General features: G+C 67.8%; 12 protein-coding genes. 10 read left to right on the forward strand and 2 right to left on the reverse strand.

Features of this window, described 5'->3' with window-relative positions; all coding sequences use genetic code 11:
* Window positions 1-106: 106 nt before the first annotated feature.
* Both ACM0PY_RS13435 and xth read left to right on the forward strand, forming a co-directional pair.
* The gene (locus ACM0PY_RS13435; protein ID WP_414609325.1) at window positions 107-1,516 is read left to right on the forward strand and encodes a coniferyl aldehyde dehydrogenase; all 1,410 of its coding nucleotides are present in this window, start codon (window positions 107-109) and stop codon (window positions 1,514-1,516) included.
* Between the two features lie 131 nt (window positions 1,517-1,647).
* A complete protein-coding gene (gene xth / locus ACM0PY_RS13440) occupies window positions 1,648-2,415 on the forward strand; it encodes an exodeoxyribonuclease III (RefSeq protein WP_134970836.1) in 768 nt (255 codons plus the stop codon).
* Window positions 2,416-2,487: 72 nt separating this feature from the next.
* Here xth and ACM0PY_RS13445 read toward each other — a convergent pair whose 3' ends face one another.
* Window positions 2,488-2,739, reverse strand: coding sequence for a GlsB/YeaQ/YmgE family stress response membrane protein (locus tag ACM0PY_RS13445; protein WP_005411656.1), 252 nt, complete (start codon window positions 2,737-2,739; stop codon window positions 2,488-2,490).
* An 84-nt stretch (window positions 2,740-2,823) separates the two neighbouring features.
* Between ACM0PY_RS13445 and ACM0PY_RS13450 the strand changes: the two genes are divergently transcribed.
* The 8 genes from ACM0PY_RS13450 to ACM0PY_RS13485 all read left to right on the forward strand — a co-directional run bounded on the left by ACM0PY_RS13450 (window position 2,824) and on the right by ACM0PY_RS13485 (window position 10,167).
* Window positions 2,824-3,423, forward strand: coding sequence for a 4'-phosphopantetheinyl transferase family protein (locus ACM0PY_RS13450; RefSeq protein ID WP_061480448.1), 600 nt, complete (start codon window positions 2,824-2,826; stop codon window positions 3,421-3,423).
* Between the two features lie 39 nt (window positions 3,424-3,462).
* On the forward strand, window positions 3,463-4,101 hold the full coding sequence (rsmG, locus tag ACM0PY_RS13455) for a 16S rRNA (guanine(527)-N(7))-methyltransferase RsmG (protein WP_134970834.1): 639 nt from the start codon (window positions 3,463-3,465) through the stop codon (window positions 4,099-4,101).
* Between the two features lie 112 nt (window positions 4,102-4,213).
* Complete coding sequence (locus ACM0PY_RS13460) at window positions 4,214-5,011, forward strand: ParA family protein (protein WP_005411653.1); 798 nt, start codon at window positions 4,214-4,216, stop codon at window positions 5,009-5,011.
* On the forward strand, window positions 5,011-5,934 hold the full coding sequence (locus ACM0PY_RS13465) for a ParB/RepB/Spo0J family partition protein (protein WP_088435750.1): 924 nt from the start codon (window positions 5,011-5,013) through the stop codon (window positions 5,932-5,934). The genes ACM0PY_RS13460 and ACM0PY_RS13465 overlap by 1 nt, the downstream gene beginning before the upstream one ends.
* A gap of 85 nt (window positions 5,935-6,019) precedes the next feature.
* Window positions 6,020-6,985 carry an NAD-dependent epimerase/dehydratase family protein gene (locus ACM0PY_RS13470; protein WP_180883638.1) on the forward strand — a complete coding sequence of 322 codons (966 nt, stop codon included), beginning with the start codon at window positions 6,020-6,022 and terminating at the stop codon, window positions 6,983-6,985.
* A gap of 90 nt (window positions 6,986-7,075) precedes the next feature.
* Entirely contained in the window at window positions 7,076-7,798 is a 723-nt protein-coding gene (locus ACM0PY_RS13475) for a glycosyltransferase family 2 protein (RefSeq protein WP_005420380.1), read from the forward strand.
* The gene (locus ACM0PY_RS13480) at window positions 7,798-8,145 is read left to right on the forward strand and encodes a lipid-A-disaccharide synthase N-terminal domain-containing protein (protein WP_058979230.1); all 348 of its coding nucleotides are present in this window, start codon (window positions 7,798-7,800) and stop codon (window positions 8,143-8,145) included. The genes ACM0PY_RS13475 and ACM0PY_RS13480 overlap by 1 nt, the downstream gene beginning before the upstream one ends.
* Before the next feature lie 252 nt (window positions 8,146-8,397).
* Entirely contained in the window at window positions 8,398-10,167 is a 1,770-nt protein-coding gene (locus tag ACM0PY_RS13485) for a DUF885 domain-containing protein (RefSeq protein ID WP_134970832.1), read from the forward strand.
* A gap of 95 nt (window positions 10,168-10,262) precedes the next feature.
* Here the strand turns inward: ACM0PY_RS13485 and ACM0PY_RS13490 are convergent, their stop codons facing one another.
* Entirely contained in the window at window positions 10,263-13,472 is a 3,210-nt protein-coding gene (locus ACM0PY_RS13490) for an efflux RND transporter permease subunit (RefSeq protein WP_134970830.1), read from the reverse strand.
* Window positions 13,473-13,479 lie beyond the last annotated feature (7 nt).

A 13,479-nucleotide genomic window follows, 5' to 3' on the forward strand; every position in this document is an offset into this window, starting at 1 on the left:
GCCGGCCGCTGGCCGGCAACCCCATGAATCTTCGCAGACATGAACCCATTGCCGGCCAGCGGCCGGCACTACCATGGCGTTGCGCAGCACCCCGTATAGTCGGCCCATGACCATCACCGCCCCAGCCGACCTTCCCGCCATCCTGCACTCCCTGCGCAGTGCCTGGCAGTCGCAGCGCCCGTCGCTCGACCAGCGCGAAGCCGACCTGCGCCGCCTGCGCGAGGGGCTGAAGCCACGCCTGGACGAAATGGCGCAGGCCATCGCCGAGGACTTCGGGCATCGCGCCCACGTTGAATCGAAGCTGGCCGATGGCATGAGCGTGCTGTCGGCCATCGACCACCTGCGCCGCCACCTGCGGCGCTGGTCGAAGCCGCAGCGGGCATCGGCGGGATGGAAGTTGTGGCCAGCGCGCGCGCAGCTGCGGCCGACGCCACTGGGCGTGGTCGGGGTGATCTCGCCCTGGAACTACCCGGTCACGCTGGCATTGGTGCCTTTGGCCACCGCCATCGCTGCGGGCAACCATGTGCTGCTGAAGCCTTCGGAACACACGCCGCGCACCAGTGCGTTCCTGGCCGATCTGCTGGCCAGCGTGTTCCCGCCCGATCGGGTGGCGGTGGTGCAGGGCGGGGCGGAGGTGGCCGCAGCGGTGTCGTCGCTGCCGTTGGACCATCTGCTGTTCACCGGCTCGACGGCCGTCGGCCGCAAGGTGATGGCCGCCGCCGCCGAACATCTGGTACCGGTCACGCTGGAACTGGGCGGCAAGTCGCCGGCGATCGTTTGCAGCGACTTTCCACTTGAAAAAGCCGCTGCGCGGCTGGCCACCGGCAAGTGGTTCAACGCCGGCCAGACCTGCATCGCGCCGGATTATGTGCTGATCGATACCGCGCGCCAGCGCGAGTTCGTGCAGGCGCTGCAGCAGCAGGTGCGCGAGCGCTATGGCGACTTCAGCGATGCCGACGATTACACCCGCATCATCAATGAAGGCCAGTACCGGCGCCTGCAGGGCTATCTGGTGCAGGCGCGCGAACGTGGCGTGCCGGTGATTCCGCTGGCGCAGGTGGATGAGGCGTGCGCCGACCGCGAGCGTCTGCTGGTGCCGACCGTGGTGCTGGACCCGCCCGACGATCTGGACCTGATGCGCGAGGAGATCTTCGGGCCGATCCTGCCGGTGCGGGCCTACCCGGACCTGGAGGCGGCGCTGGCGGACGTGCTGTCCCGCGACCGGCCGCTGGCGCTGTATCCCTTCAGCCATGACACGGCCACGGTGGAGCGCATCCTCGGCCAGGTGGTGGCCGGTGGCGTGACGGTAAATGACACGCTGCTGCACTTCGCCGCCGATGGCCTGCCGTTTGGCGGGGTGGGGGCCAGCGGCATGGGCGCCTACCACGGCCGGGCCGGGTTCGATGCGATGAGCAAGCGGCTGCCGGTGCTGTGGCAGTCGCGCTGGGCGGCCAGCGACCGGCTGCGGCCGCCGTATTCGAAGATTGCGGGGTTGTTGAAGCTGCTGCTGCGATAGTGCCTGCCGCTGGCCGGCAAATGCGGGGTCCTGCCGACGGTTCATGGGGTTGCCGGCCAGCGGCCGGCACTACCGGTGGGTGCCCACCTGGGGTGGCACGCGTGCCAAGCCCACCCGGGTAGAATGCCCGCATGAAAATCGCCTCGTGGAACGTCAATTCGCTCAATGTCCGCCTGCCGCACCTGGAACAGTGGCTCAAGGACTTCGGCCCGGACATCGTCGGTATCCAGGAAACCAAGCTGGAGGACCACAAGTTCCCCGACTCTGCGCTGATCGCCGCCGGCTACCGCAGCGTGTTCGCCGGCCAGAAGACCTACAACGGCGTGGCGCTGCTGTCGCGTGAGCCTGCGCAGGACGTGCAGATCGGCATTCCCGGCTTCGAGGACGAGCAGAAGCGCGTCATCGCCGGTACCTTCGGCGACCTGCGGGTAATCAACCTGTATGTGGTCAACGGCCAGGACATCGGTACCGACAAGTACGAGTACAAGTTGCGCTGGCTGGACGCGGTGCATGCCTGGATCGCCGAAGAACTGCAGCGCCACCCGAAGCTGATCGTGATGGGGGACTTCAACATTGCCCCGGACGCACGCGACGTGCACGACCCGGAGGTGTGGAACGACAACCACATCCTGACCTCCACCGCCGAGCGCGGCGCATTGAACAAGCTGCTGCAGCTGGGCCTGCACGATGGCTTCCGCCTGCACAACGACGAGGCGGGCACCTTCAGCTGGTGGGATTACCGCGCCGCCGGCTTCCGTCGCAACCTGGGCCTGCGCATCGACCTGACCCTGGTCTCCGATGCGCTGAAGAGCGGTGCGGTGGCTTCGGGCATCGACCGCGAGCCGCGCACCTGGGAACGTCCGAGCGACCATGCGCCGGCGTGGGTACAGATCGGTTGAATGAACAAGGCCCGGCGATTGCCGGGCCCGTTCTGAAAGGCCCGCCGGCCAGCGGCCGGCGCTACCGCCGCGTCAGCGTATGCTCTTGCGGGTGAACAGATTGACGATCGCCAGCAGGATCACTGCACCGATCAGCGAGAACAGGAAGGTTCGAATGGTGATCGCTTCGTTGATGCCGCCGCCGAACAGCCAGCCGGAAATCAGCGCGCCGACGATGCCGACCACGATGTTGAGGATGATGCCCTGCTGGGCATCGCGCTTCATGATGATGCTGGCCAGCCAGCCTACGATGCCGCCGACGATCAGCCAGATGATGATGCCCATGATCGAACCTCCGGTGGGGAACGGTGACCAGTTGACGCGCACGGCCGTGAACCCGTCGTGCAATCGTGTGACGGGCGCGTGCGCATGAGCCTGCCAGCCACCCTCGACGGCCCGTGGCGCTTTGGTCCGGTGACGGTCTGGCGGCGCCCGCACGTGCCCGGCCATCGCGGCGAACCGCAGGCACGCCAGGTGCTGGCGCAGGCCCTCGGGGCCGATCCGGAGACGCTGCCGCTGGTCCGCGATGACAAGGGCCGGCCGGAACTGAGCGGCGCATTGGCCCACTACGGCACTGGCTGGAGCCACAGCGGCGAGGTGTTGCTGGTGGCGCTGGGCGAAGGCGTGCGGTTGGGCGTGGACCTGGAACTGCTGCGGCCGCGGGCCCGCCTGCTGGAGATCGTGCAGCGCTTCTTCCACCCCGAGGAGGTGGCCTGGCTGGAAAGCCTGGACCAGGCCGACCGCGAACACTGGTTCTTCCGCGTGTGGTGCGCCAAGGAAGCGATGCTGAAGGCGCACGGCCAGGGTATCTCGTTCGGCCTGCACCGCCTGCAGCTGGCGCCGGGGGCCGATGGTGCCCTGCACCTGCGCTGGTGCGACCCGGAACTGGGCGAGGCCGCGCGCTGGCACCTGCACGAATGGCAGGCCACCGGCCAGTTCCGGGCGGCGTTGGCCTGGTATCCGCACTGAGGCGGGGAATCAGTGCGCAAAACCGGCGATAATGCCGGCATGAGCGAACACCCACTTCCCGCCAGCGTGGCTGCCACGCTGGAACAGGGCCTGGCCAGCATGGGCCTGGATGCCGCGCTGGCGCCGCCGCTGCTGCGCTACTTGGCCCTGCTGCACCGCTGGAACGGTACCTACAACCTCACCGCCATCCGCGACCCGCAGGAGATGGTCACCCGCCACCTGCTCGATTCGCTGGCGATGCAGCCGTTCGTGGTCGATGGCAGCCTGGCCGACCTCGGCACCGGCCCCGGGCTGCCCGGCATCCCGCTGGCCATCGCCTGCCCGGGCCTGCAGGTCACCCTGGTCGAGAGCAACGGCAAGAAGGCGCGCTTCATGCGCGAGGCCGTGCGCCAGCTCGGCCTGGGCAATGCCCGCGTGGCCGAATCGCGCGCCGAGGCGCTGGACGAGGCCGGCCGTTACGACCAGCTGACCGCCCGCGCGATGGACACCCTGGCCGGCATCGTCCGCGTCGGTGGCCACCTGCTGCGCCCCGGTGGCGTGCTGCTGGCCATGAAGGGCGTCTACCCGCATGAGGAGATCGCGGAACTGCCGGCTGGCTGGCAGGTGCGTGAGGTGACCCCGCTGAGCGTGCCCGGCCTGGCCGGCGAACGCCACCTGGTCACCGTTACAGGTCCCTGATTCCGCCGCCAGCCCTTTGTGGAACAACGGGTTGGCGATCCACGATTTCCGCAAGGGGCCGGTTGTACGCATAATGACCGGTCCCAACCATCCGTCGACGAGGCACACCCGCATGGCCCGCATCATCGCCATCGCCAACCAGAAGGGTGGCGTCGGCAAGACCACGACCGCCGTCAACCTGGCCGCTTCCCTGGCCAACGCACCCAAGCGCGTGCTGTTGGTCGACCTCGATTCGCAGGGCAACGCGACCATGGGCAGCGGCGTGGACAAGCGTGAGCTGGCGGCCTCCACCTGCGATCTGCTGCTGGGCGAGAACAGCGCCGCCGATGTGCGCGTGCAGACCGCCGAAGGCTACGACCTGCTGCCGGGCAACATCGACCTGACCGCCGCCGAGATCCAGCTGATGGGCCAGAGCGAGCGCGAGCAGCGGCTGAAGCGCGCGCTGGCGCCGATCCGCGACGAGTACGACTACATCCTGATCGATTGCCCGCCGGCGCTGTCGCTGCTGACGCTCAACGCGCTGGCCGCCGCCGATTCGGTGATCGTGCCGATGCAGTGCGAGTACTACGCACTGGAAGGCCTGAGCGCGCTGGTGGAAACCATCGAAGCGCTGCGCACCAGCCTGAACCCCGCGCTGGAGATCGAAGGCGTGCTGCGCACCATGTTCGACGTGCGCAACAACCTGGCCAACGCAGTGTCGGCCGAGCTCACCGAGCACTTCGGCGACCGCGTGTTCCGCACCATCGTGCCGCGCAACGTGCGCCTGGCCGAGGCGCCCAGCCATGGCCAGAGCATCGTCGGCTACGACCGCGCCTCGCGCGGTGGCGTGGCCTACCTGGGCCTGGCTGGCGAGATCATCCGCCGCAACAACGAACGCAACAAGGCCGCCAAGGCCGTGGAGACCGTCTGATGACCAGCAGCAAGCCGGCAGCCAAGAAGCGAGGCCTCGGCCGTGGCCTGGACGCGCTGCTGGGCCCGAAGGGCGCGGTCAGCCAGGTGCAGGCCACCACGGCGGTGATCGAGCCGCTGCCGGGGGAAGTGCTGCGCAAGTTGCCGGTCGGCCAGCTGCAGCCGGGCAAGTACCAGCCGCGCCGCGAGATGGACGAGGGCAAGCTGTCCGAGCTGGCCGACTCGATCAAGTCGCAGGGCGTGATCCAGCCGATCCTGGTGCGCCAGCTGCCGGCGGGCAACTACGAAATCGTCGCCGGTGAACGCCGCTGGCGCGCATCGCAGCTGGCCGGGCTGGACGAAGTGCCGGTGGTGGTGCGCGAGCTGGAAGACCGCACCGTCATCGCGATGGCGCTGATCGAGAACATCCAGCGCGAAGACCTCAACCCGCTGGAGGAAGCCGAAGCGCTGCAGCGCCTGATCAGCGAGTTCACCCTCACCCATGCCGAGGCCGCCGAGGCCGTCGGCCGCTCGCGCGCGGCGGTGTCCAACCTGCTGCGCCTGCTGGAACTGCCGGTGGCGATCCGCCTGCTGCTGGAAACCCGCCGCCTGGAAATGGGGCATGCCCGTGCGCTGCTGACCCTGGCCCCCGAACTGGCCGGCAAGCTGGCCCAGGAAGCGGCCGACGAAGGCTGGTCGGTGCGCGAGGTCGAGCGGCGCGCGCAGGCCTTCGCCGCCGGCAAGGTGCCGAGCAGCCGTCCGGTGGCCACGCCGAAGGTGCAGCAGGCCGACATCGCCTCGCTGGAAACCGAGCTGTCCGAGGCGCTCGGCGCCAAGGTGGCGATCAACCACGGCCGTGGCGGCAAGGGCAAGCTGATCATCCACTACACCGATCTGGACACCCTGGACGGCGTGCTGGAAAAGCTGCGTACGCGCCAGGGCTGAACCCGGCGCCACATCACGCCGGCCGACGCATCCCCGCGACGTCGGCCACGCCGATGGCAGCGGGGTGCTTTGATCGAGACCCGCCATGACCATCCTGCTCACCGGCGCTGCCGGCTTCATCGGTGCCTACACCGCCCGCGCGCTGCTGGAGGCCGGCCGGGCCGTGGTCGGCCTGGACAACTTCAACGATTACTACGACCCGCAGATCAAGCGTGACCGCGTGGCCGCGCTGTGTCCGGCGCTTGACCTGCGCACCCTGGACCTGACCGACCAGCAGGGCCTGGCCGCGCTGTTCGACGAGGTGCAGCCGACGGCGGTGATCCACCTGGCCGCGCAGGCCGGCGTGCGCTATTCGCTGGAAAACCCGCATGCCTACGTCGACAGCAACCTGGTCGGCTTCGTCAACATGCTCGAGCTGTGCCGCCACCGTGGCGTGCAGCACCTGGTGTACGCCTCCAGCAGTTCGGTCTACGGCGATTCGGCCACGCCGCCGTTCTCCGAAGACCAGCGCGTGGACCAGCCGCGCTCGCTGTACGCGGCGACCAAGGCCGCCAACGAGCTGATGGCCTACACCTACGCGCAGCTGTACGGCCTGCATGCCACCGGGCTGCGCTTCTTCACCGTGTATGGCCCGTGGGGCCGGCCGGACATGGCACCGCTGCTGTTCTCGCGTGCGGTGCTGGCCGGTCGGCCGATCGACGTGTTCAACGAAGGCCGCATGCAGCGCGATTTCACACATGTCTCCGACATCGTATCCGGTATCCTCGGCGCCCTCGCGCATCCGGCCGACGGTCCGGTGCCGCACTGGGTGTTCAACCTCGGCAACCATACACCGGTCGAGCTGGAGCGCTTCATCAGCGTGATCGAACAGGCCGCCGGCCGCCCTGCGCAGAAGGTCTACAAGCCCATGCAGCCCGGCGACATGGTGCGCACGATGGCCGATACCCGGCGCGCACATGACGCTTTCGGCTTCGATGCGGTGACCCCGATCGAACAAGGCCTGCCGCCTGTGGTGCAGTGGTGCCGCGAGTATTTTGGTGATCGCGCCTGAGAATGGATCCTCACGCCGCCGGGTTCATCTTCGGATAACCTCGGTTTCGGAGAATGCGCGGTCTTTGTCCCCCCTTTGGCCGAGTGCCTTATGAGCCAACCCGAGCTTTCCGTTGTCGTCCCGGTATTCAACGAGCGCGACAATGTCGCCCCGCTGGTCGCCGAAATCACCGCTGCGCTGCGTGGCCGGCTGCCGTTCGAGATCGTCTACATCGACGATCACTCGCGCGATGACACCCTGGCGGTGCTGCAGGGACTGAAGGCGACCACGCCGGAACTGCGGGTGCTGCACCACGTGAACCAGAGCGGGCAGAGCACGGCGGTGCGCACCGGCGTCAAGCACGCGCGCGCGCCGTGGATCGCGACCCTGGATGGCGACGGCCAGAATGATCCGGCCGATATTCCCAAGCTGCTCGCCGCACGCGACGCCGCCGAGGCGCAGGTGAAGCTGTTCGCCGGCTGGCGCGTCAACCGCCAGGACAGCGGCAGCAAGCGCTGGGCCAGCAAGTGGGCCAACGCCATCCGTGCGCGCATGCTGCGCGACGACACGCCCGACACCGGTTGCGGCATCAAGCTGTTCGAACGCAGCGCGTTCCTCGACCTGCCGTACTTCGACCACATGCATCGCTACCTGCCGGCGCTGATGCAGCGTGCCGGCTGGAAGACCACCAGCGTGCCGGTCAACCACCGCCACCGCACCGCTGGCGTGTCCAAGTACAACAACCTCGGCCGTGCGCTGGTCGGCATCCGCGACCTGCGTGGCGTGGCCTGGCTGATCACCCGAAGCAAGCGCACCGCGGTGGAGGAGCGCTGATGGATCTGGAGCTGCACTGGCTGGATCAGCCCCTGACCTGGCTGTACTGGACCGGCCTGCATGTGACCGGCTGGAAGCTGATCGGCTACACCGGCGCACTGATGTTCGGCGGCCGCTGGCTGGTCCAGTTCATTGCCTCCAAGCGTGCCGGCAAGCCGGTCATCCCGCGCCTGTTCTGGTACATGAGCGTGATCGGCAGCCTGATGACCCTGAGCTACTTCCTGTTCTCGGCCAAGCAGGACTCGGTGGGCGTGCTGCAGAATCTGTTCCCGGCGTTCACCGCCCTGTACAGCCTGCACCTGGATATCAAGCACCGCGGCTGGAAGCGCGACAAGGCCAGCCACTGAGGCTGCGCCGGGATGCGGTCTGCCGTGGGTAGAGTCGACTGTCAGTCGACTTTCGCGCGGAGCGCGGGCTTTGCCACGTCTGGCCGAAGAGCAGCCGACTAACAGTCGGCTCTACCACGCGCCTTCGGCGCTGGGGCCCCGGCCTGCGGCCGGTTCCCGGTCCTGCCTGCGCTGCAGGCAGGACCTTCGTCCCATGCCACGGGCCGTGGGCGGTGCCATCATCGGGGCCTGCCTTCCCGGGAACCTGTGCTCGTGAAAACCCGTCTTGCCGTTGCCCTGCTGCTCGCCCTGTCCGCCCCCACCGTGGCCTTGGCCGCTGCGCCCACCGCCGCGCCCGCCAGCGTGGCCACCGAATCGCCTGCAGATGCCGCCTTCCGCGCGCTGTACGAGAAGGAATGGAAGTGGCGCCAGCAGGGCGGTGGTGAAGCCAGCGAGGACGAAGACGCCCCGGCCAACGCCACCCGCATGCCCGACGTCGGCCCGGCCGCGCAGCAGGCACGCCTGAAGGTGTGGGACGAGACCCTGGCCGCGCTGAAGAAGATCGACCCGAAGACCCTGTCGCCGGACAACCAGGTCAACTACGCGATCTATCGCGACCAGGTGTTCAACCTGGCCGAAGAGACGCGCCTGCGCGGCTACGAAATGCCATTCAACGCCGATTCCTCGTTCTGGTCCAACCTGTCCTTCATGGCCCGGCGCGAGATGAAGACCGTGCAGGACTACCAGAACTACATCGCACGGCTGAACGACGTGCCGCGTTACTTCGGCCAGCAGACCGAGAACATGCGCGCCGGCCTGAAGCGCGGCTTCAGCGTGCCGCGCGCGGTGCTGGATGGCCGCGAAGTGTCCATCGCCACCGTCGCCGAGCTGAAGGACCCGACCGAATCGCCGCTGTACGCGCCGTTCAAGAAGCTGCCCAACACCATCCCGGCCGCCGAACAGGCCAGGCTGCAGGCGCAGGCGCGTGAAGCGATCAGCGGCAAGGTAGTGCCGGCGTTCCAGCAGCTGCGCACCTTCTTCGTCAACGAGTACGTGCCGCAGGCGCGCACCACCCTGGCCGCCGAAGCGATGCCCGATGGCAAGGCGTACTACAGGCAGCAGATCCACGACTACACCACGCTGGACCTGTCGCCGGACGAGATCCATCGCATCGGCCTGGAGGAAGTCGCACGCATCCAGGGCGAGATGAACGCCATCATCAAGCAGGTGAAGTTCAAGGGCAGCTTCGCCGAGTTCCTGACCTTCCTGCGTACCGATCCGCAGTTCTATGCGAAAACGCCGGAAGAGCTGCTGTCGCGCGCCGCGTGGATCTCCAAGCGCGCCGATGGCCAGCTGGGCAAGTACATGACGTTGCCGCGCGCGCGCTTCACCATCGTGCCGGTGCCGCCGGACATCGCACCGTTCTGGACTGCCGGCCGCGGTGGCATGGGCACCTACTGGCTCAACACCTACAACCTGCCGTCGCGCCCGCTGTACAACCTGCCGGCACTGACCCTGCATGAATCCGATCCGGGCCATTCGCTGCAGGGCGCGATCGCCGCCGAGCAGAAGAACCTGCCGGAGTTCCGCCGCAACGCCTACATCTCCGCCTATGGCGAAGGCTGGGCGCTGTATTGCGAGAAGCTGGGGGTGGAGATGGGCATCTACGAAACCCCGTACGAGGATTTCGGTCGGCTGACCTACGAGATGTGGCGCGCCGCGCGCCTGGTGATCGACACCGGCGTGCACAGCAAGGGCTGGACCCGCGAGCAGGCGTTGGCCTACCTGCGTGACCACACCGCGCTGAGCGAGCATGAAGTGACCACTGAAGTGGACCGCTACATTTCCTGGCCGGGCCAGGCGCTGAGCTACAAGCTGGGCGAGATTGCCATCGTGCGCCTGCGTGCGCAGGCCGAGAAGGAGCTGGGCGACAAGTTCGACATCAAGGGCTTCCACGACACCCTGCTCAAGCAGGGCTCGGTGCCGCTGCCGGTGCTGGAACAGCAGATCCAGGCCTACATCGCCGAGCGCAAGAAGGCCTGACCGGTACCGGGTAGTGCCGGCCGCTGGCCGGCAATCCGACCCGGTCACGGGGTCGGATCCCTTTCCCGTGGAAAGGGCTCCGACCCCCTCTCACCTCAGCCTACCGCCCGCGGCTTGGCCACCCGTGCTGCGAAGGTCGGCAGCACCAGCAGGGTCAGCACGGTGGCGGTGATCAGGCCACCGATCACCACCGTCGCCAGCGGCTTCTGCACCTCCGCACCGGAACCGCTGGCGATCGCCATCGGAATGAAGCCGACGATCGCCACCAGCGCCGTGGTCAGCACGGCTCGGATGCGGCTGGAGGCACCGTTGATCGCCGCCTGCAGCGGCAGGTCGCCGGCATCCAGGCGTTCGCGGATCGCCTGCATCAGCACCAGGCCATTCAAGGTCGCCACGCCGGACACGGCGATGAAGCCGACCGCTGCCGATACCGAGAACGGCATGCCCCGCAGCAGCAGCGCGAGGATGCCGCCGACCAGCGCCAACGGCACGCAGCTGAACACCAGAATGGCTTCCTTGCCGCTGCGCAGGGCCATGAACAGCAGGCTGCCGATCAGCAGGAACACTACCGGTACCACCGTCGCCAGCCGCTTTTCCGCGCGCTGCAGGTTCTCGAACTGGCCACCCCAGGTCAGGTAGGCACCCGGCGGCAGTGCCACGTCGGCTACCGCGGCCTGCGCTTCGCCGACGAAGCCGCCCAGGTCGCGGCCACGCACGTTGGCCTGCACCACCACGCGGCGGCTGCCGTTGTTGCGGCTGATCTGGTTCGGCCCTTCGCTCACGGTAATGCGCGCCACCGACGACAACGGAATCACCAGCCCCGATGGCGTGGCGATCGGCAGCGATGCCAGCTGGTCCGGATCGTTGCGCGCGGCATCGTCCAGGCGCACCACCACGTTGAAGCGGCGGTCGCCTTCGAAGATCTTGCCCGCCGCAGTACCGCCGATGCCGGTGGACAGTGCATCACTCACATCCGCCGCAGTCAGCCCATACTGCGCCGCCGCCACATGATCGATCGCCACGTTCAGCGTGGGCAGGCCGGAGATCTGTTCCACCCGCACGTCGGCCGCGCCATCCACCGCACGCAGCTTCAGCGCCACCTGGTCGGCCACCTTCTGCAGCTGGCTGAAGTCATCGCCGAAGATCATTACGGCCAGGTCGGTACGCACGCCGGAAATCAGCTCGTTGAAGCGCAGCTCGATCGGCTGGCTGAACTCGAAACTGTTGCCCAGCTGCTGCCCGGCCAGCTTTTCGAAACGGGCCACCAGCGCGTCCTTGGCCAACTTCGGATCGGGCCAGTCCTTGCGTGGCTTCAGCACGATCACGCTGTCGGAGATGTTGGTCGGCATCGGATCGATCGCCGCCTCGGCGGTACCGGTACGCGAGAACACGGTCTCCACTTCCGGCTGCTTGGCAATCACCTTTTCCAACGCCAGTTGCATGGCCAGTGACTGCTCCAGCGACGTCGACGGCACGCGCAACGCCTGCATCGCCACGTTACCTTCGTCCAGCGTCGGCATGAACTCGCGGCCCAGCAGCGAGAACGAGCCGATGCCCACCACCACCATCATCACCGCACTGGCCACTACCGTGCGCGGATGCGCCACAGCCTTGCGGATCACCGGCTCGATGCGCGCGCGCAGCACGCGTATCAGCCTGGTCTCGTGCTCGCCGTCGTCTGCATGTGCATTGCCGTCCTTCAGCTTCGGCTCGCGCACCAGCAGCGCCGTCATCGCCGGCACGAAGGTGAAGGAGAACAGGAAGGCACCGACCAGGGCCAGCATGAAGGTCGCCGCCATCGGGTGGAACGTCTTGCCCTCCACACCTTCCAGGGTGAGGATCGGCGCGAACACCAGCAGGATGATCAGCTGGCCGAACGCCGCCGGGCGCGCCATCTTCAGCGCGGAATCGGCGGCCACGCGCAGCCGTTCCATCGCGGTCAGCGCCCGGCCCAGTTCGGCGCGGCGCTGGCCCAGCATCAGCAGCGTCGACTCGACCACGATCACCGCACCGTCCACCAGGATGCCGAAGTCCAGTGCACCCAGGCTCATCAGGTTGCCACTGATGCCGAAGCGGTTCATGCCGATCACTGCGAACAGGAACGACAGCGGAATCACCAGCGCAGTGATCGTCGCCGCACGCAGATTGCCCAGCAGCAGGAACAGCACCACCACTACCAGCAGCGCGCCCTCGGTGAGGTTCTTGGCCACGGTCTTGATGGTGGAATTGACCAGCACGCTGCGGTCCAGCACCGGTGCGGCCACGATGTCGGCCGGCAGCGACGTGTTCACCTGTTTCAGGCGCGCCGCAGCAGCCTGCGCCACGGTGCGGCTGTTGCCACCGGCGATCATCAGCGCGGTACCCAGCACGGCTTCATGGCCGTTGCGGCTGGCCGCGCCCAGCCGCGGCGCGCGGCTCAGTTCCACCGTGGCCACATCGGCCACGCGCACCACCACGCCATTGCGGGTGGCCACCGGCGCCTGTGCAAGATCCTCGGTGGTCAGCGCCAGGCCATCGGCACGCACCACCAGGCCTTCGCCGGCACGCTGCACGAAGCCGGCGCCGGCCTGCACGTTGGAACGCTGCAGGGCAGTGACCAGGTCGGCCAGGCCGAGGCCATGCGCGGCCAGTTTGGCGCTGTCCGGATGCACGCCGTATTCCTTGACGTAGCCGCCGACCGTATCGACCCCGGCCAGCCCCGGGCTGGAGCGCATCTGCGGCGCGATGATCCAGTCCTGCACGGTGCGCAGGTAGGTCGCGCGCTCTTCCGGCGTGCGCAGCAGGTTGCCTTCCGGCGTGCGGTAGACCTCGTCGGCCTGCCAGCCGGCTTCACCGGGCTTGGCCAGCCTGGCCGGATCGAACGCGGTGAAGTCCACCGTCCACATCAGCACCTCGCCAAGGCCGGTGGTGACCGGCGACAGCATCGGTGATGCACCATCGGGCAGGTCTTCCGATGCCTCGCGCATGCGTTCGGCCACCTGCTGGCGGGCGAAGTAGATGTCGGTGGCATCGGTGAAGATCGCGGTGACCTGCGAGAAGCCATTGCGTGACAGCGAACGCGTGGTGGTCAGGCCGGGAATGCCGGCCAGCGCGGTTTCCAGTGGATAGGTCACCTGCCGTTCGATCTGCTCCGGGGTCAGCGCCGGGGCCACCGTGTTGATCTGCACCTGGCGGTTGGTGATGTCCGGCACGGCGTCGATCGGCAGCTTGCCCAGCTGGAACAGGCCCACGGCGGCGATCAGCGCCGCCATGAACACCACCAGCCAGCGGTGGCGCACCGCTGTTTCAATGATCAGCTTGAACATGGTTGCC

This window comes from Stenotrophomonas sp. BR163 (assembly GCF_047520985.2).
In the GTDB taxonomy this organism is placed as follows: Bacteria; Pseudomonadota; Gammaproteobacteria; order Xanthomonadales; family Xanthomonadaceae; genus Stenotrophomonas; species Stenotrophomonas sepilia.